Source organism: Acinetobacter sp. I-MWF, from assembly GCF_025433935.1.
GTDB lineage: Bacteria > Pseudomonadota > Gammaproteobacteria > Pseudomonadales > Moraxellaceae > Acinetobacter > Acinetobacter guillouiae.
In genome coordinates, this window is the sequence record NZ_JAMBAR010000001.1 from 2501448 (window position 1) to 2520595 (window position 19148).

Consider the following 19148-nt stretch of genomic DNA (forward strand, 5'->3'; position numbering starts at 1 on the left):
AGCATAACAACAGTTCAATCATTGATGTATTTAAGCAAAATCATCAACATGAACAAAAATAAGCGCCTTATGGCGCTTATTTTATTGTGATAAGTTAATGTTTGATTTGCTTACTTGATCAATGGTTACTTGATTAGAAGCTGCTTGATCAAAGCTAAATTTTCAGCACGGGTTACAGCCAAAATCAAACTGTTATTGGCAGTAAGATTTGTCCATTTTTGATTCCCACCAGTACCGCAATTATAACTAATCAAACGTGCTCGGTTATTGCTTAAATAGCCATATTCCAAATCAAAACATTTTGAACCTTGCTCGATACGTTGCAGTGTGGCATTCATCGCCCACACTTGGCTTGCTGCATCATGATTACATGAGCTTAGATTAATCACACCACCCTGATTGGCTAAACACTGATCCATATATTTTTTGCTGTGGATTTTACCCATTGCATCGTAGATCCACTGTTCAGTGTCATCACCCGTGCAGCCGCTCTTACCACTGATATAAGCATTCAATTTGCCATTAGACAGCGTTTCAACTTTTAGACAATTTGTCCCGTTTTTAATGCTGGAAACATGGTTTAAATTGAAATCATTGCTTAATTCCAACTTTGCCACAAACTGATTAAATGCCTCAATTGCTTCAACATTGCCACTTTCGAGATCAGTTCGATATGCATTTATCCAACGATTTAAACGATAAAGTTTAATTTGCTGTTGGGTATAACGGACCATTTCTGTTTGCGCGTCCGCTGACAATTCAGTTTTAAATTGACGATAAGAGTCAAATAATAAGCGTGAATCCGCATCTAGGCTAACTACTTCTTTACCTTTATTATTCAGCAAAGCTTGTTCGAGTTGTGGCATTTCAAGTGTTCTTAAGGCCGAATACTCTGCTTCTTTACCAATAGAAACAAAAGCTGTCATTGCTTGTGTCGTGACTGGAATATTGATATTCGACAATTTCACTGCTTGCTGGCCTGCTTTTTGGCAGTAAAGATCAACATTTTGAGGCGTATCACTTTGTGCAAGGTTGATATGGAACTTATTAGCATTGCTACCTGAATTTACCCGTTGTGGAGCAAGTGCAATATTTTCTACTTTGTTGGCATACTGCACATTTAACCAGCAACTTGCAGCTGTGCCAGCCGTGTTGGCCTGAGGTAAATTAAACACATTGCCCCAATTGCCTCGTGCCGCAGGATAAATGATTCCCACCTGATTAACTGGATCATAGCCACCTAAAATCGTATAAACAGGCACACTAAACAAACGTGGTTTTAAAAAGTTACCATCAGCACTGTTATACCAAACATTGCCTGAGTTTGGTGTTTTTGGTTGTGCATCTACCATTTCACGTGTTGCTGCATTCCATTTTTTATAACCTGTCGTAGAGTTTGGATCCCACACGTATTTATCAAAAGCAGGTTGAATTTTTAACCACATACTATAACCAGTATAGTGGGTATATTTGGAAATCGAGCTAGCGCTAGATCCACCACTCATGGCATCCCAACCATAGGCATAGAGATTTTGGAAGTTTGGTACACCATTACTGCCATCACCTAAATTGGTATTGCCCCAATTTAAATTGCCACGCATTTTATTTCGAAATGCAATGTATCCCCAACCGCTGTCCGCATGGTGTGCAGACCAGAAATAATTTGTGGGACTTCCACTAGTTTCGACTGAGCCAGGATAATGCCCTAGACCATAGTGATGCCCGATTTCATGGCTAAATTCATTCCCCACCGAATCAATCAATGTCAAAATACCATTTCCACCACTTAAGCCGTGATTGGACTCACCATTGGCATATTTACCTCTGGCATGATGAATCACCACACTTTGAGTCACTTGTGGTTGCTCTTGGCTTTGCATCGATGAACTGGTGACACCCCAATTCGCTAAGTTAATTCCAACACTAAATGTCGATTTAGCGGTGTTTTCACGCATATCTCCATCATAGACACCACCATTTGTTGCACTGACAGAATCGTAAATGACACCACTTGCAACCATAACCCGATTAAGCTTCATTTCATCGTATTTGCTGACAATCATTTTTGCAGCAGGGATGGTTTGGAAATAATCGGTTCCTGCTTTTTCAGGTTCCAACAGCATATAGTGACCATTGGATTTAGGTGCATCTGTCAATAAACCTAAACGAATACTTTGCACCACCAACTCGCCTGGTGCAGCAAAATCAATATCTGTCGCAGCTAAAGAACCACTACGATTGTTTACAGGATTGATAATACGGATGGATAATCCTGAACGTACCTCATCCCACTTTAACGCTACTGACCATGCCTGTTTAGAGTACATCACCCGCGCTCGATCATCCTGATTAGATTGATCGGAAGCAGCAAGACGCGAAGGCTCTTTTAGATTTACAGTACGTATCAGTTGGTTACCTTGATAAATTTCCGCTTGTAATTTATCAACATCACCCATTGAAACCAAAGGTGTAACCAACAACAATGCATCTTTTTGCGTGGTTAAGCGCGGCATTTTATCCTGTTCATTATTCTTCGGATTTACCACATGGCTTTGGGCAAACTGTAGCATTGCAGCAAAGTTACCATTTAAATCATTGCGTAATAAGCGATTTCCACCCTGTGCATTAAAATCATAAAAGCCTAATACACTGCTTGAGATTTTATTTTTAACTGGTTCTGGATATTTTTCGACTACAGGTGGTGTTGTACCTGTACCACCATTTGAGCCGCCCGAACCACTCTCAGGAGGTTGTGTTGTACCACCATTTGAACCGCCCGAACCACTCTCAGGAGGTTGTGTTGTACCACCGTTTGAGCCGCCTGAACCATTCTCAGGAGGTTGAGTTGTACCACCATTTGAACCGCCTGAACCACTTTCAGGAGGAGTCTCCGTTGATCCACCTGAACCGTTGTCTGGGGTTTCCGGTGTACCATCTCCAGGTAACTCATTTGTACCATCGCCAGGGTTTTGCGGTATATTCGATGGCTGATCATTTGTAGAATGGCTATCACTACCGCCCCCACATGCGATAAGCATTGCTGAAAGCGTACAAATTGTTAAATATTTAAACCGTAATTGCATCACATATCTTCCCCATATTTATAACGACTTATCTCTATCCCTAGTTTCTGAGATTAAATTAAAATAATTATATATTTCAATTATTTAAATATATCATATTGTTTGTAATCATGTGATTTTTATTTAAAAATATAAAAAGGACGTATTGCTCTAAATTTTACTCTTATGGATTTATTAAGTTTCAGGTTGTTATTTAATCACACCTAGTCTGCTTACAACATGGTGTTAGCAATACCATCTAACTTAAGACTTTTCTTTTTACATGCTATTGCTATCGCGTGGCGACTGGTGTCGCCCATTGTGTGTGGGTATGCAGGGGATACAGATTTAGTAGTGCAAGATGAAGCATCGCCTACACAAAGAGAGAAGGAACTTTCAATATCAATATGATTCGCTCAACATAATTATTTTTGGATTTAAAAAGCAACTATTGCTGAAACTCTCGTATCGACAATTCACCACGTTCGCCTCGCCAAATCCATTTTAAATGACTATCTGCAAAACGCTCGCCTTCAAACCAAACAAATAGACCTTCCATCATCTCAGGCCAATCACTTTGACTGATATAGGTACGTTTTGAAATCACCGCAATAATTGCAGCAAGAATCGTATCGTGGCTCACAGCCAAACTAATACCGTTGTTTAGCGTAGGATGCGTTTCATAGATTAATTCAAGCACATCCACCACACCCGTAATAGGATGTTTCATACCAGGTAAGGCATTATTTACAAAACTGTTGATAAAACCTAAAGCACCTTGTGCTCTAAAATAGGGAGCGGCCTGTTTAATATCCAGCACAAAACTTCCTGGCTCAACCAATAAGCCCTTTTCTACAATTTCGATATGATGGGTATTCGGGTAAGGAGAAATTCCGTCAGCGCCTTGAATCATCAAAGCCGCGGTATCGACACAACGCTGAATGGGACTTGAAATACAATGTTGGATCACTCGATCCGTATTTTCAATCAAATAACAGCCCCAAGCTTGGGCTAAATCACGACCTTGGGAAGTTAATTGCAGATCATAGCCTGCCAGCCCCTGCCCATTCACAACCTCACGAATTGAATGACGCGTGAATAAGGTTACAGGTGTTTTCGCATCGGGCAATAAATCTATTGCTTTTAGCATACTGTTCGGCAATAAATCTAAGGCCATATCAACTTAAAACTCATTTTTATACAAGCTTACTATAACATATGCAGCCAAGCGCTCAATCTAGGGTCTGTTAACATTTCATAAATGGCTTGCGTTGTAGGTTAAAATTGAGCAGGCAAGGCAGGAAACGAGGAGAATAGCGAGACTATTTTCGAGTTTCATAACGTAGGCTGAGATAATTTTAGCCACAACCCTCTCAATCTAGGGTCTGTTAACATTTCATAAATGGCTTGCGTTGTAGGTTAAAATTGAGCAGGCAAGGCAGGAAACGAGGAGAATAGCGAGACTATTTTCGAGTTTCATAACGTAGGCTGAGATAATTTTAGCCACAACCCTGAGCAAGAACAAAGCACTGCTTTGTTTGCAGCGCAAGGCGCAGCGGGGGACTAGCGTGTTTTTTGCCGTTACGTCGTTACGAACTACTTATTTAGAATGACTAAATTTCGTATTTCGTGCCTAGTATCGCCTAAAAAACACACGTAGTCGCAAACATAGACGAATTGTCAACAGACCCAATATCAAAGTGTTAAATTATCTATAAAATGCATATGTATATCAGATTAAAAGCTCACATTGCTTAATGCTTCTAAAGCAATTTCTTTATTTTCGACATTCCGAAATGCGATAAATCCATCATTTAACACGGTATCACGTTGATTATAGGTAAATGGTACCGCAGCTAAACTCAGTAATCCGCCACCAATACTTTCCAATAATCCTTGTCCTGCACTGGTATCCCACTCAGAGGTAGGATGGAATCTTGGATAAATATCAATTTCGCCTTCAAGCATCATACAAAACTTATAGGCACTGCCCGCTTCGCGTCTAATGACAGGCGACTCTTGTTCAATATAATCAATATATTGCTGATACTTTGGATTTTTACTGCTATGGCTTAGTCCAATTTGAATTGCATCTTCCTCTACAGCTTTAAACTTGCAATAACGTTCCCAAGTACGATGAATAAAGCAATATTTATAAGGCAATTCTGTTAAATATCCCAAATACATCACTTGCTCTGTTGGTACAGCAATGATTGAAAATATGGTTTGGTGGTTGTGAATTAGACTTAAATTAATCGTAAACTCATCACGTTCATGAATAAATTCTTTGGTTCCATCCAAAGGATCCAACATCCAGCAGATATTCCATGTATGTCGTTGAGAATAATCGCTCTCTTCTGATAGCACTGGAATTTCAGGAGTGATTTTCGCCAATTGTTCAATTAAATAGGCGTTCACTTTTAAGTCAGCTTGGGTAACAGGTGACTGATCATCCTTTTTATCAATATTAAACGCATTTCCAGCACAATAATTTTGGTATTCCTCGAGCAAGATTTGACTTGCAGATGCCAAAACTGGAACTAATTTTAAAATTTGTTCATCTTGTGGTGCTTGAGTGGTAATAAACATTGATCCGACCTGTAGGATGTCTGATTTTTGTCCACAAGCCTACCATTTTTTTATGTTGAGTGCATGAAAACAATAGCTTTTAATTAATAAATATCCTGAGTTTGGGGTGATAAAAAGCACCTAAAGGTGCTTTGTGAGTTTATTTACCACACTGTGAACAAATCCATCGATTTGCAACAGCAGAAGCAGGTTTTGCGATCATATGCCACAATAAAATAATAATCCAAATAATCAGCCATAAACCGCCAGTAAAAATGGTTAAAACCAAATGCATTAGCCAGCTCATCTCTTTGATGTTTTTTTGATGTAATGTTTGTCTCCCACAAGATTTACACATCATCATTTGTTGGGCTACTTTTTTTGCCATTTCATAATTTCCAAATATACATGTGAATGATTTTATTGAGGAAGTGTATCTTCTAAATCAAGAATATTATCCGCCTGAGAACTTGGCAGCTCTTGAACATCTTTTAATTTACGTCCAACTGCTCTTGTTCGGACTTGTGCCTGATCAATACTATTTGAAGCTTCTTCAAGTTTCTTTTTAACCTTATCTAATGCTTCACCATATTTAAACCATTCCGTTTTAACAGCAGCTAATGTATTCCATACTTCACTTGAACGCTTTTCAATTGCTAAGGTTCGGAATCCCATTTGTAAGCTATTTAATATCGACCATAATGTTGTAGAGCCTGCAAATACCACTCGATAATCACGCTGAACCATATCAACAAGATTAGAACGTTTGGTCACTTCAGCAAATAGACCTTCAGTTGGTAAATATAAAATTGCAAAATCAGTTGTGGATGGTGGTGAAATATATTTCCTACTGATGTCATTGGCACTTTGCTTTATACGTAATTCCAATTCTTTTAAAGCTGATTCAACCCCAACTGCATCAGCATTATCTTGCGCTTCGATTAAACGGCTATATGATTCCATAGGGAATTTAGCGTCAATAGGTAACCATACAATCTCTTGATCACTATTCTTACTTGGAATCTTCACAGCATATTCAACACGCTCAGCATTACCCTTCGTTGACACATTCGCTTCATACTGATCAATTGTGAGTACTTGTTCCAACATGGCACCTAATTGAACTTCTCCCCAAGTACCTCGAGTTTTAACATTTGTTAAAACTTTTTTAAGATCGCCAACACCGCTGGCTAAAACTTGCATTTCGCCAAGTCCTTTATGAACTGATTCTAACCGTTCGCTAATCAACTTAAAGGATTCTGATAATCTTTTTTCAAGCGTACCCTGGAGTTTTTCATCGACAGTTTGACGCATTTTCTCTAGTTGCTCAGAATTATCTTTTTGTAGGTTAATTAACTTTTCTTCAATCTTATTTCTAAGTAATTCTGCTTGTTGTGTTTGAGATCGATTTAGACTGTTAATTTGCTCTACAAAGGCATTTAAATGCTTTGTTTGCTCATCAGAAATCTGTTTTAGACTTTCTCGCATTGTCTGTGCATAAGTTAATAATTCTGCTTTAACTGTACCTCCAAGCTCCTCGCGATTAAATCTTGATTGCTGGCTAGATTCTTCCCTGTTTTTCCCCAATTCATTGCTTGTGAATCGCTCAATACGCTCAAAAGATTGACTCATCGGGGATAAAATATCATCTGTATTGAATTTCCCTGATTTTTTTAATAATAGCAATATTTGTAAAATTGCAACGATGATTATGGCAACGAGTATAATTATTTGTATATTTTCCATTGTGTTAGTAGTCTCAGTAATTCATAAAATTAGTTGTAATTTTCACATCTACAGAATTTAAAGCTAAATATATGGTCGTTGAACTAAATCGTATAACAACACATAATAATCTATTCATTTATATCCCCTTTTTATATAGACAGAATATCTTTTGCCTTATTATTGTGCAATATGAAATTCAACCGCCTGTTACTTGTTTAAAAAATTATCGCTAATTTATTAAAAATGAACTCGTTTTACAATTTCAGATGAACTTTGTTAAACTTTAAAATTCTTAGGAGTTTCTTGAATGGAAAAACCAATCCTTCTTTTTGACATGGACGGCACACTCCTTGATTTAGCTTTTGATGATCTGATCTGGAACACAAAACTCCCTGAACGGCATGCAGAAACCCATCAATGTAGTTTAGAGCACAGTCAGAGCATTCTAAATGCATTTTATCAACAACATAATCATACCCTCTGCTGGTATTCTTCAAAATACTGGTCTGAAAAAGTTGGGGTTGATGTCTTACAGTTACAATATGATTTTAAAGATAAAATCACCTCAAGAATGGGCTGTTTTGAATTATTAAAACAATTAAAAGCACAAGGTTATCGTTGTTGGTTACTGACCAATGCAGATTGTTCTGGCTTAAAACTTAAACTTGAAAATGTTGATCTCAGCCCTTATTTTGAAGTAATGATCAGTAGTGAAGAAATTGGCTATTCCAAAGAGTTTATTGAGTTTTGGCAAATCCTGCAGAAAAAGCATCCATTTGATCCACAAAATGCATGTTTCGTGGATGACACCATCCCTGTATTAAAAGGTGCTGAAAAGTTTGGTATAGCGCACTTAATCACGATTACCCAACCTTCCAGTGGTCGTGCTTCACGTCATCAATTAGAATTGGAATACCCTGCAATCAATCATTTAACTGAGCTTTTACCTTTACTGAAAAACGTAGCGTTAGCAAATTTACCGTCAACAGATTTAGAACATAAGGATGTCGATGTCAAAACAGCCTGAGAAACAACAACTTGAAACAATGCGTGTAGACAAATGGCTTTGGGCTGCTCGTTTTTTTAAAACACGCTCTATTGCCAAAGATGCAATCGAGGGTGGTAAAGTTCATCATAATAATGAGCGTGTTAAAGTCTCAAAAGAGATTCGTGTTGGAATGGAGCTCACCATACAACAAGGTTTTGATCGTAAAACGGTAGTGATTAAAGCACTCTCCGTTGTTCGTGGCGGCGCACCGATTGCCCAACAACTTTATGAAGAAACTGAGGTGAGTGTGGCACGTAGAGAGTTGATTTCATCCCAAAGAAAATTGCATAATCTAGCGCGCCCTGATCATCGACCAAGTAAAAAAGATCGACGACAAATTAGCAAATTTAAACAAGAAAATGATCAACAATTTGACCAATCTTGGTCCTATGATGATGACTGAATTCGTTTAGGTTGGGTACGACATCTTATGTCGTACTAATGTTTTTTAATATAGAACCATTTTTTATTTTCTGTCACTATTACTGCCGTGGACGAAAGATCAAATTTAATGACATCCACTTAAGATATTAGTGATATTACATCGTTTGAGGTTTACGAGATGGATGATAACAAAAGCAAGGCACTGAATGCGGCACTGAGCCAAATTGAGAAACAATTTGGTAAAAACACAGTGATGCGTTTAGGTGATAACACTGTTCAAGCGGTTGAAGCGGTTTCTACAGGCTCTTTAACACTTGATATTGCATTGGGTATTGGGGGCTTACCAAAAGGTCGTATCGTTGAAATTTACGGTCCTGAATCTTCTGGTAAAACGACAATGACACTACAAGCCATTGCACAATGCCAAAAAGCAGGTGGAACATGTGCCTTTATTGATGCGGAACATGCTTTAGATCCACAATATGCACGTAAACTTGGGGTAGATATAGACAACCTTTTAGTTTCACAGCCAGATAATGGTGAGCAAGCACTTGAAATCGCAGACATGTTGGTTCGTTCAGGTGCAATTGATATGATCGTTGTCGATTCTGTAGCAGCGTTAACCCCTAAAGCCGAAATCGAGGGCGAAATGGGTGACTCTCACATGGGTCTACAAGCACGTTTGATGAGCCAAGCTTTACGTAAAATCACAGGTAATGCCAAGCGTTCAAACTGTATGGTTATCTTTATTAACCAGATTCGTATGAAAATTGGGGTGATGTTTGGTAGCCCTGAAACCACAACTGGTGGTAACGCATTGAAGTTCTATGCTTCTGTACGTTTAGATATTCGTCGTATTGGACAAGTTAAAGAAGGCGATGAAATTGTAGGTTCTGAAACCAAAGTCAAAGTTGTAAAAAACAAAATGGCGCCTCCTTTCCGTGAAGCACTTTTCCAAATTATGTATGGAAAAGGTGTAAACCACTTAGGTGAATTGGTTGATCTTGCAGTTGGACAAGAACTTGTACAAAAAGCAGGGGCTTGGTACTCATATCAAGGCGACAAAATCGGTCAAGGTAAAAACAATGTCATTCGACATTTAGAGGAAAACCCTCAATTGGCTCAAGATCTTGATCGTATGATTCGTGAAAAGCTTTTGACTACTGCCAATGCTGCACCAGCAGAAGAGAAAGAAGAAGAGCCTGACTTTTTAGATGTGTAATCTACATATTTAAAGCTCAACAAAAAGCACCTCATGGTGCTTTTTGTTTTTATATCGCATCATAAACGCTAATAGATCTTATTCGATAAACCAAAATATGATCATTTCAAATCAATCATATTGATATTGAAAGTCCCTTCTCCCCTCGGGCATAGGTATCTACACATCTTTTTGTAGAGACTCTAATGCAATTTCAGCAATCAGCTTAAGGTCATCAACCGAATGTTCAGATAATAATTGTAGTGTATTCAGTAATATTGACAGACCAGCCAAAATTGCAGGAGCACGCAGTGCTTTGTTCTTGCTCAGGGTTGTGGCTAAAATTATCTCAGCCTTCGTTATGAAACTCGAAAATAGTCTCGCTATTCTCTTCGTTTCATGCCTTGCCTGCTCAATTTTAACCTACAACGCAAGCCATTTATGAAATGTCAACAGACCCTAATTTCCCCTCCCCTGTTTATTCAATCAAAGGAAAAAATTAAGGTTATGTTCAACAACAACAAATCATTTAAATGTTTTAAAGTAAGATTAGCCGTTACGTTGAGCAAAATCATCCATAAAGTTGACAAGTGCTTGTACGCCTTCCAAAGGTACAGCGTTATAAATACTTGCTCGCATACCACCCACTGAACGATGACCCGCAAGATTGAGCAAATGATTTTCTTCAGCTTCTTTCAAGAATAATTTATCCAGTGCTTCATCTGCTAAAGTAAACGGTACATTCATGATTGAACGGTTTGGAAGTGCGATCGGGTTATTATAAAAATCACTAGAATCAATATAACCATATAGCAGTTTAGATTTTTCAAGGTTGGTTTTATACATTGCGTCTACACCGCCCTGCTCAAGTAACCATTCAAAAACCAAACCAGACAAATACCAAGCATAAGTTGCTGGCGTATTCACCATAGAATCATTCTTCGCTTGTGAACCATATTTTAACAAGCTTGGAATTTCAGGTTTTGCTTGATCCAATAAATCATCACGCACGATCACGAGGGTTAAACCTGCAGGACCAATATTCTTTTGTGCTCCAGCATAGATCAAACCAAACTTAGATACGTCTAATGGTGCAGATAAAATACTTGATGAAAAATCAGAAACTAAAGGTTTATCTGTTTCTGGAATATTGGCAAATTGAATACCGCCAATTGTTTCATTTTCAGCATAATGGACATAAGCTGCATCGTCTGACAAGTTCCATGCACTTTGCTCAGAAATTGCAAGCTTTCCATTGATGCTTGTTGCCGCTTCAACGATATTGATATCGCCATAACGTTGCGCTTCTTGAGTAGCTTTTTCTGACCAAATCCCAGTATGAATATAATCAGCTTTAGAATTTTTACCCAATAAATTGAGTGGAATTGCAGAAAACTGAAGTGATGCACCACCTTGTAAGAACAATACTTTATAGTTCTCTGGAATGTTCATCAATTTACGTAAGTCTGCTTCTGCTTTTTCAGCGACAGCCACATAGTCTTTGCTACGATGGCTCATTTCCATGATGGATAAGCCTTTACCATGCCAATCCAATAACTCAGCCTGAGCTTTTTCTAAAACGGCGGTAGGTAATGCAGCAGGACCAGCACAGAAATTGTACGCGCGCATGATTTTTCCCTTTTTAAAAGTGAAACGAATGAAATAGGCGCATTTAACCACAAATCGACCTTTCATGCAGTAGCTTTGTCAGTCAATATTTCAATCTGTTTAGAGATTTAGAGTTGATAATTCAATTAACTATCGATATTGAGAGAAGCAAAATATTGTCGCTAGACTGCTCATTGATATTTTTAAACACAACGCTAAAACAATGACTTGTTATCGACCTGCTTTTCTAGCTGACTGCACAAGACTAGAACATTCGTTGTGCATAACCATATACCAATAGAAAACTCAATTTATCAGCTGAACTCAGTTATAATTTATCCAGCTTAAACTTTATTCATTGGTAGATGTTCAATGCCAGCATCAAATCATCAGGATTGGATTCGCACAGCATCGGAAACAGATCGATTTGAACGTATCGAAGCATTTTTTAATGATCATGCCTATGAACCGCATCGGCATGATACCTATGCCATTGGTCGCACACTTTCAGGCGTTCAAAGTTTTCATTATCAAGGTGTCATGCAACATAGCCAGCAAGGTATGACCATGGTGCTGCATCCTGATGAAAAACATGATGGTGAATCAGGTACACAAGATGGTTTCCGCTATCGTATGGTGTATATAGAACCTGCAAAAATTCAATCTATTTTAAAGGGTAAACCTCTCCCCTTTATCCAACACGGGATCAGCACAGATCCTCGATTATTTAAAGCCACCAATACTTTTCTACAAAGCATCGAAAATCATATGGAAGTCTTGGAAGAAGAAGATGCGCTGTATGATCTGGCCATGGCTTTGAATGAGATTTCTGTTCAACCATTATCACAACGACTGAGTTTTGATTATCGTGCAGCAGAACAAGCTCGAGAATTTATTCATGCTGTATCTGAACGAAATATCAGTTTGGACGATTTAGAAAAAAATATTGGACGCGACCGCTGGAGTTTGTCACGCGACTTCCGCTTATTGTTTGGAACCAGCCCACATCGTTATTTAACTATGCGCAGGCTGGAAAAAGTTAAAATCAATTTAATCAAAGGGGCTTCTTTGGTTGCGGCAGCAACAGATGCTGGATTTTATGATCAAAGCCATATGACCCGACATTTTAAACAAGCGTTTGGGCTCAGCCCTGCACATTGGAAAAAGATCAATCACTTACCTTAGGCCTAAAATACACACAGATTCATTTCAAACTGGTGACTGATCACAGCAAATTCATTCCTATAATAAAATCACGTAGCATTCCAAGTCCTGTAACAATCAGCATGATTGCCATAATTTTATTTAAATAATTAAACCATTTAGGATCAGAAATTTTATCCCCTAAAAACTTGCCTGCCAAAGCATATACAAACGGCGCTCCAGCTGCACCCATTGAAATGATCAAAGATACAACGAAAATCATGACGCCTGTAATTTTAGCAGCAGGATACATAATTGTCGTGACGGGTAAAATAACCAGAATCCCTTTAGGATTAAACAATTGAATTAAGAAACCATTTAAGAAGCTCAGTTGATGTTCGGCTTTTCCAGTACTTTCTAAATAGGCTGTCAACATTTTAACAGCCATATAAAAGGTATACACCGCCCCGACTAAAGAAATATAATGTAGCCAGTTGTGAGGAATAACAGCTTCACCAACATAGCCCAAGGTCAGAAATAGAAATAACATTGCACAACCCACCCCAATGAAAAAACCGATGGATTGTTTAAGCTGCCCAAGCAGTCCTGAATTCAATCCAATGAAATTTACAGGACCAGGGCTATACATCACACTCAAGGTATAAAGAAAGATTTCCACAACAACACTCAACTTTAATCTAAACGAATTTCAGAAGATCAAAGTAAGTCTGTGGAAATGTTTTGTATTGTACGTTTGTGCAGAACTAAACTTTATTTTCTACATAACGAGCAAAATTATCTAAAATTGCTTGCCAACCTGCTTGCTGTTGCTCAATCGGATAGATCGTTTCAGGATCAAAACTAATTCTCACCACAACAGCATCATTTTTCTGTGCAAAGTGAACTTCAGCATTTCGCTCGCCAAAAGAATAGGCAATTTTTTTATGCGGAATAATTTCAGTATATGTACCCGCAAAATCAAAGCCCATACTGCCATCTTTGGCTTCCATACGATTTGAAAATTGACCACCCACACGTAAATCATTTTTAGAATTGACCGTGTGCCAATCCGATGAAGCGGTATTCCATTGCTGTATATCCTCAGGATTATTATAAATATCCCAAACCAATTCAATTGGTGCTGTGACCACGGACTCAACGGTAATTCTTGCCATTTTTATTCTCCCTATATCTATTTTGAGATTTAATTTATTGATTGAATTATCATGGTTTTGATTATAATTTAATCGGATTTATACTGATGATCGAAACTACAAAAACCACACATATTAAAGTATACATTTAGATTATTTATTCTAGTCATTCAAGGTTAGAATAGTCTCAAATTTAAACAAATGCTGATGATTTTTCAGATGAAATTTAAAACTTGCTATTCACTTAAAGCATTATCAAAATTGATACAAGTAAGCAGTTTTGCAGCCTTAAATACGGCCTTTGTATCTGTCACCTTTGCTGAAAATCTAAGCTATGTACAAGCAGAACAATATTTACTTGAAAATTCTTATACCACCCAAGCCAATCAAGCACTCAATCAAGCATCTAAACTTCAAGCAGAGGCTGTCAAAAATATTGGTCTACCTCGCATCGATTTAAATATACGTGCCTATAAGTTTCATACTGAAACAGATATTCCGCTAAATGGGGTCAAAAATAATCTGGAACAGACGCTTTCACAAGGGGTGAATGATCGGGTTGATCAATGGCAATCTGAACAGAACATTCCATCGAATATCACAGATCCTTTAAAACAAGGACTAAACCAAGGAATTCATAGTGGTATTGGCTTAATTCCAGATACAGCCAATGTTGTCCTTGAAGATGAAGTTGTTCGCCCTACAGTTTCTGTGATGATGCCAATCTATACTGGCGGGATTACCTCAACAACAAAGCAAATTGCCAATTTAAAAGTTGAACGTAGTCAACTCGATGCTAAACAACAGCAAGATACACAACGTTTTGAAGTGATTCAGGCGTATTTTAATGTGCAATTACAACAACAGCTGTTCAATGCCAGTCAATTCAATCTGAGTGCAATGCAACAACACTATGACAATTCACTCAAACTTGAAAAACAGGGATTTATTAGCAAAGGACAGCGCATGCAATTTGAAGTTGCGCGCAATAATGCCCAGCGTTCAGAACAAAATGCTTCGGCAAATTTACAAGCCAGTCAGTTCCAACTTCAAAATTTATTACATAAATCTAAAATTGATCAACTGACGACACCCTTATTTGTCAATCGCCAGCAAAGCCAATCACTCAACCAACTCCTTGCTTCTTATCCTGAAACTTCAAGCCTAGTTCGAAAAATGCAAATGGATACGCAGCTTGCCAATCAAAATGTCAAAATACAGAGCGCCGCAAAAAAACCAACCCTTTTTGCGTTTGGGGAATATAGTTTAGATCAAAACCAAAACTGGATTGTGGGTGTTGCTGCTCGCTACAACCTATTTTCAGGGATTGATAAAAACAAAAATGTCCAAGCCGCTGAATTACAAAGATATGCAACAGAGCTTATGACAGCGCGCACCCAACAAGAGATTGAGAATATTATCTACAAATCCTATAGTGAGCTCGCCACAGCACAGCAGTCCAATCAATTACTGCAACAAAATGAAAAAGCAGTGTTAGAGAACTTAAGAATTCAACAATTATCATTTAAAGAAGATATGGGCACCGCCACTCAAGTCATCGATGCACAGAATCAACTCAGCCTACTCAAAACAGAAAAAGCACTCAATGCCTATAAATACGTGCTCTCTCTAGCAACTTTGCTACAAAGCCATGGTTCTATTGAACAATTTAAAGACTACGTCAATCAAACCAATACAGATTATATTCGTTAAGATGGAGCATAAAATGACAAAACAGCATGACCATCACAATGGACAAAATGATTCATCTTCAACTTCGCAAGCTGATGCAAACTCAGATATTTCATCAAATGAAAATTTAGTTCATCCAGAAATGAATACACAAAACAATTCAGATCCAACTGCTTTATCTGATACAGCTGTAGCACAACAACCTACAGCCGATCAAATTGAAGCTGAAAAAGAAACACCAATCAGAGACTCAGCACAGGAACAAAGTGCTGCGACAAACATCAACGCTGATCAAAAACCTTCTAAAAAGAAAACAATTCTGGTCATTGGCGCAATAATTTTAATTCTATTATTGGGATTGATTGCGTTTGGTCTATGGAAAAGTTATCAACCTAAAACAGTCGATGTTCAAGGACGTGTTGAGGCTGAAACATTACATGTCAGCACTAAAGTTCCAAGTCGGATAGAAGGCATCTTTGTCAGCGATGGTCAAAAAATTGAAAAAGGACAATTGTTAGTTACCCTAAGTAGTCCAGAAATTGCTGCCAAAAAACAACAAGCACTGGCAAGTTTACAATCCGCCTTAGCCTTACAATCGACTGCTGACAGAGGTTCTCAACAAGAAAATATTGATACCTTATATGCCAATTGGCAAAGTGTAAAAGCGCAAGAAAATCTTGCAAAAACGACCTATCAACGTGGTGCTAACCTCTTTGCACAAGGGGTAATTTCGCGTCAACGCCGTGATGAAATGCATGCCGCTGCGCAATCAGCCACACAAATGAGTGAAGCCGCTTACCAGCAATATGCACGTGCAAAACGTGGCAGTACCGCTGAACAAAAGTCTGGGGCTGATGCACAAGTCGAAATTGCAAAAGCCGCTGTTGCAGAAGCCAATGCTTTAGAGGCAGAAACCAAACTATATTCTCCTGTAAACGGCACTGTATCTAAAACTTATGGTAAACCCTCAGAACTGGTGGCTATTGGTGTCCCTGTTGTGAGTATTATTCAAGATGAAGAAAATTGGGTCAGTTTAAATGTCCGTGAAGATCAATACACCCAAGTTTATCAAGCAAAAAGCTTAGATGGTTTTATACCTGCACTCAATAAAACAGTGTCATTTAACATCAAAAATATAGATGCTGAAGGTGAGTTTGCAACTATTAAAACCACACGTCAGACAGGTGGATATGATATTCGTAGTTTTAAAGTCAAGCTTACTCCCACTGAAGCCGTGCCTGAATTAAAAGTAGGCATGAGCGTGATCTTTAAATTAAAAGAGAGCCAATAAACATGTGGGCAGGCATGTTAAGAGAGCTTCAATATTTGCTCAAGCATAAATGGGATTTATGCTTAGTCACACTTGCCCCGCTCTTTGTGATTATTTTATTCAGTAGTATGTTTTATGCAGGAAAAGCTGAACATTTACCGATTGCAATTATTGATCAAGATCAGAGTGAACTCAGTCGCAATATAGAAAAGTATCTTAGTCATAATCACACGCTTTCAATCTACACTGTATCAGACAATCCCAATGAAGTTGAACATCTGCTCAATCAGACCAAGATTTGGGGATATGTGCATATTCCAGCAGGTGCTGAACAACGTATGGTTCAAGCACAAGATGCACAGATCAGTATTGCTTTTAATCAGTCCTATTTTAGTATTGGTAATGGAATTTCTTCAGCAATGCTGCTCTCTACAGTTGAAGCCATTGCTGATTTTGCCAAAAATTCATATTTTGAAAATAAAATACCTTATGCTGAACTTTCCACCGCAAATATAAAAATTTCTCCCCTGTTCAATCCAAATCTCAGTTATGAGTTCTATTTAGAACCCTTTATGATTCCAGCAATTTTGCACTTATTGCTGTGTTGTTGTGTGGCTTTTGCAGTGGGTCAAGAATTGAAATACGGCACTTTAAATCAATGGGTCCAAGACAAATCTGTATTGAATGCACTTTTGGCAAAAAATATGGTCTATGTGTTAATTTTCTGTTTTTGGACTTGGGTATGGCTGTTTTGGCTGGTGGTGATCCGAGGTTGGTTTATTGCTGGCAGTCTATGGATGATTTTACTTGGACAGTTCTTACTTTATTCAGCCTATGCACTGATCAGTAGTACCGTCGTTCTCGCAACTAAAAATTTATCTAAAACTTTTGGATTTATTGCAGTCTATGGTGGCTCCTCGCTGAGTTTTGCAGGCGTAACGCTTCCCTTAAATAATGCACCAATTTTTACCAAATTTTGGGCCAATATTATTCCCTATACACCTTATGCGAAATTACAAACTGAGCAATGGGTTGTTGGCAGTCCTAGTTTTATTTCGATGATTCCTCTAGCTATTCTTGCCGCATATTGTATTTTCTATTTTGCATTATCAAGTTTACTCCTCAATAAAAATTTAAAGGGAGTAAAACATGATTAAATTCTTTAAAGATCTTGCTCGATACTATATAGACACTTTTAAAAATATTGGGAAAAACTCGTCTATTTTGACCACCATGGTGCTTTCAGTATTTTTTTATAGCATTTTTTATCCTACAGCCTATAAAGCGCAAACTGCTGAAAGTTTGCCTATTATTATTGTAGATGAAGAACAAAGCTATCTGAGCAATACCATCATTACTGAAGTTGGCAAAAGTCCCAATGTAAAAATTACTGAAATTACTGGAAATTTTGAACAAGCAAAACGGATGGTTCAAGAGCAAAAAGCCGATGGTATTTTGTTATTACCTGAGAACCTATCCAATAGTGTGGTTCGAGGTGAGGCTGGTGGTATTGGTTTATATCTCAGTAGTGCTTATTTTCTTAAAACCAAACAGATTGGTTTAGGCTTAGCCACTGCAATTGAAAATGCTGTTGCAGAACAAGCCGAAAGGTTTGGCAAAATTTCACATTTCCAAGTCGCGCTTCCGATCCACCAAATCCCGTTGTTTAACACACTTTCAGGATATGGCAGTTATATCTTTCCTGCAATTGCACCGCTGATCATTCACCAGACTATTGTTCTGGGTTTGTGCATGTTGATTGCGGGGTATCGTGAACGACAATGGCGAGCCACAACCGCTGAGTTTTTTGGAATCTATCTAGCAGCACTCACGATTGGCTGCCTCGGCTGCTATTATCTATTTGGTTTTACTTACTGGATCAATGATTACCCGAGAGGCGGCAATTTCTGGGGCATGCTGTTTTCCGTTCCAATTTTTATTAGCTGCGTGATTGCAATGGCAATGCTTTTAGCCAGCTATCTAGATATTTCAGAACGTGCTGGGCATCTGATTGTTTTCACCTCAATTCCATTGTTTTTACTATCAGGTGCAGCTTGGCCCCTGCAAGCAATGCCAACTTGGATGCAGTATTTTGCTCACCTCTTCCCGTCCACTCAAGGGATTAATTTATTTATTCAGTTAAATCAAATGGGTGTGCCGATTCAAGTGGTTATTCCTAAGTTAATTTATCTCGTATGCTTAACAGGAATTTTGATGATATGGGCATATATACGCCTAACGCAAACATATAAAAAATAAGAATAGTTGTGTGAAATTTAATTTATATAAT

16 protein-coding genes are annotated in these 19148 nt (G+C 38.1%); 8 read left to right on the forward strand and 8 right to left on the reverse strand.

The features are described 5' to 3' along the window. Positions 1 to 125: 125 nt before the first annotated feature. The 5 genes from M2R48_RS11625 to M2R48_RS11645 form a co-directional block, all read right to left on the reverse strand. Positions 126 to 3083, reverse strand: a complete 2958-nt coding sequence (locus tag M2R48_RS11625) for a M66 family metalloprotease (RefSeq protein ID WP_262086224.1) — start codon at positions 3081 to 3083, stop codon at positions 126 to 128. A gap of 427 nt (positions 3084 to 3510) precedes the next feature. Continuing rightward, a complete protein-coding gene (locus tag M2R48_RS11630) occupies positions 3511 to 4239 on the reverse strand; it encodes a histidine phosphatase family protein (protein ID WP_151802373.1) in 729 nt (242 codons plus the stop codon). A 560-nt stretch (positions 4240 to 4799) separates the two neighbouring features. Next, complete coding sequence (locus M2R48_RS11635) at positions 4800 to 5651, reverse strand: 3'(2'),5'-bisphosphate nucleotidase CysQ (RefSeq protein WP_004719760.1); 852 nt, start codon at positions 5649 to 5651, stop codon at positions 4800 to 4802. Positions 5652 to 5790: 139 nt separating this feature from the next. Beyond that, positions 5791 to 6018, reverse strand: a complete 228-nt coding sequence (locus tag M2R48_RS11640) for a hypothetical protein (protein ID WP_239045488.1) — start codon at positions 6016 to 6018, stop codon at positions 5791 to 5793. A 32-nt stretch (positions 6019 to 6050) separates the two neighbouring features. Then, positions 6051 to 7376: a DNA recombination protein RmuC gene (locus M2R48_RS11645; protein ID WP_262086225.1), complete on the reverse strand. Its 1326-nt coding sequence runs from the start codon at positions 7374 to 7376 to the stop codon at positions 6051 to 6053. A gap of 289 nt (positions 7377 to 7665) precedes the next feature. Between M2R48_RS11645 and M2R48_RS11650 the strand changes: the two genes are divergently transcribed. From M2R48_RS11650 to recA, 3 genes are all read left to right on the forward strand, one after another. Next, entirely contained in the window at positions 7666 to 8385 is a 720-nt protein-coding gene (locus M2R48_RS11650) for an HAD-IA family hydrolase (protein ID WP_262086226.1), read from the forward strand. Beyond that, the gene (locus M2R48_RS11655) at positions 8369 to 8809 is read left to right on the forward strand and encodes an RNA-binding S4 domain-containing protein (RefSeq protein ID WP_004719756.1); all 441 of its coding nucleotides are present in this window, start codon (positions 8369 to 8371) and stop codon (positions 8807 to 8809) included. The genes M2R48_RS11650 and M2R48_RS11655 overlap by 17 nt, the downstream gene beginning before the upstream one ends. A 159-nt stretch (positions 8810 to 8968) precedes the next feature. Continuing rightward, positions 8969 to 10012, forward strand: coding sequence for a recombinase RecA (recA, locus tag M2R48_RS11660; RefSeq protein WP_262086227.1), 1044 nt, complete (start codon positions 8969 to 8971; stop codon positions 10010 to 10012). Between the two features lie 528 nt (positions 10013 to 10540). Here the strand turns inward: recA and serC are convergent. Continuing rightward, positions 10541 to 11620, reverse strand: coding sequence for a 3-phosphoserine/phosphohydroxythreonine transaminase (serC, locus tag M2R48_RS11665; RefSeq protein ID WP_262086228.1), 1080 nt, complete (start codon positions 11618 to 11620; stop codon positions 10541 to 10543). Positions 11621 to 11971: 351 nt separating this feature from the next. On the opposite strand from serC, the gene M2R48_RS11670 reads away from it, so the two are divergent. Next, the gene (locus M2R48_RS11670) at positions 11972 to 12784 is read left to right on the forward strand and encodes an AraC family transcriptional regulator (RefSeq protein ID WP_004822608.1); all 813 of its coding nucleotides are present in this window, start codon (positions 11972 to 11974) and stop codon (positions 12782 to 12784) included. 40 nt (positions 12785 to 12824) lie between these two features. Here the strand turns inward: M2R48_RS11670 and M2R48_RS11675 are convergent, their stop codons facing one another. Together M2R48_RS11675 and M2R48_RS11680 are read right to left on the reverse strand one after the other, a co-directional pair. Further along, on the reverse strand, positions 12825 to 13421 hold the full coding sequence (locus M2R48_RS11675) for a LysE family translocator (RefSeq protein ID WP_262086229.1): 597 nt from the start codon (positions 13419 to 13421) through the stop codon (positions 12825 to 12827). Positions 13422 to 13506: 85 nt separating this feature from the next. Further along, positions 13507 to 13917: an SRPBCC domain-containing protein gene (locus M2R48_RS11680; RefSeq protein WP_262086230.1), complete on the reverse strand. Its 411-nt coding sequence runs from the start codon at positions 13915 to 13917 to the stop codon at positions 13507 to 13509. A gap of 198 nt (positions 13918 to 14115) precedes the next feature. Between M2R48_RS11680 and M2R48_RS11685 the strand changes: the two genes are divergently transcribed. From M2R48_RS11685 to M2R48_RS11700, 4 genes are read left to right on the forward strand one after another with little or no spacing between them, the layout of a single operon-like run. Continuing rightward, on the forward strand, positions 14116 to 15609 hold the full coding sequence (locus M2R48_RS11685; protein WP_262086231.1) for a TolC family protein: 1494 nt from the start codon (positions 14116 to 14118) through the stop codon (positions 15607 to 15609). A gap of 13 nt (positions 15610 to 15622) precedes the next feature. Next, a complete protein-coding gene (locus M2R48_RS11690) occupies positions 15623 to 16879 on the forward strand; it encodes an HlyD family secretion protein (protein WP_262086232.1) in 1257 nt (418 codons plus the stop codon). 2 nt (positions 16880 to 16881) lie between these two features. Beyond that, positions 16882 to 18015, forward strand: a complete 1134-nt coding sequence (locus M2R48_RS11695) for an ABC transporter permease (protein ID WP_034613636.1) — start codon at positions 16882 to 16884, stop codon at positions 18013 to 18015. Further along, a complete protein-coding gene (locus tag M2R48_RS11700) occupies positions 18008 to 19117 on the forward strand; it encodes an ABC transporter permease (protein WP_262086233.1) in 1110 nt (369 codons plus the stop codon). Before M2R48_RS11695 ends, M2R48_RS11700 begins: the two co-directional genes overlap by 8 nt. Positions 19118 to 19148: the final 31 nt, after the last annotated feature.

What these genes read in the sequence shown, in the direction of transcription:
- M2R48_RS11655 (WP_004719756.1), top strand. Translation starts at nt 8,369, where the DNA reads ATGTCAAAACAGCCTGAGAAACAACAACTTGAAACAATGCGTGTAGAC.
- M2R48_RS11645 (WP_262086225.1), bottom strand. Translation starts at nt 7,376, where the DNA reads ATGGAAAATATACAAATAATTATACTCGTTGCCATAATCATCGTTGCA.
- serC (WP_262086228.1), bottom strand. Translation starts at nt 11,620, where the DNA reads ATGCGCGCGTACAATTTCTGTGCTGGTCCTGCTGCATTACCTACCGCC.
- M2R48_RS11700 (WP_262086233.1), top strand. Translation starts at nt 18,008, where the DNA reads ATGATTAAATTCTTTAAAGATCTTGCTCGATACTATATAGACACTTTT.
- recA (WP_262086227.1), top strand. Translation starts at nt 8,969, where the DNA reads ATGGATGATAACAAAAGCAAGGCACTGAATGCGGCACTGAGCCAAATT.
- M2R48_RS11695 (WP_034613636.1), top strand. Translation starts at nt 16,882, where the DNA reads ATGTGGGCAGGCATGTTAAGAGAGCTTCAATATTTGCTCAAGCATAAA.
- M2R48_RS11680 (WP_262086230.1), bottom strand. Translation starts at nt 13,917, where the DNA reads ATGGCAAGAATTACCGTTGAGTCCGTGGTCACAGCACCAATTGAATTG.
- M2R48_RS11640 (WP_239045488.1), bottom strand. Translation starts at nt 6,018, where the DNA reads ATGGCAAAAAAAGTAGCCCAACAAATGATGATGTGTAAATCTTGTGGG.
- M2R48_RS11630 (WP_151802373.1), bottom strand. Translation starts at nt 4,239, where the DNA reads ATGGCCTTAGATTTATTGCCGAACAGTATGCTAAAAGCAATAGATTTA.
- M2R48_RS11670 (WP_004822608.1), top strand. Translation starts at nt 11,972, where the DNA reads ATGCCAGCATCAAATCATCAGGATTGGATTCGCACAGCATCGGAAACA.
- M2R48_RS11650 (WP_262086226.1), top strand. Translation starts at nt 7,666, where the DNA reads ATGGAAAAACCAATCCTTCTTTTTGACATGGACGGCACACTCCTTGAT.
- M2R48_RS11685 (WP_262086231.1), top strand. Translation starts at nt 14,116, where the DNA reads ATGAAATTTAAAACTTGCTATTCACTTAAAGCATTATCAAAATTGATA.
- M2R48_RS11625 (WP_262086224.1), bottom strand. Translation starts at nt 3,083, where the DNA reads ATGCAATTACGGTTTAAATATTTAACAATTTGTACGCTTTCAGCAATG.
- M2R48_RS11690 (WP_262086232.1), top strand. Translation starts at nt 15,623, where the DNA reads ATGACAAAACAGCATGACCATCACAATGGACAAAATGATTCATCTTCA.
- M2R48_RS11635 (WP_004719760.1), bottom strand. Translation starts at nt 5,651, where the DNA reads ATGTTTATTACCACTCAAGCACCACAAGATGAACAAATTTTAAAATTA.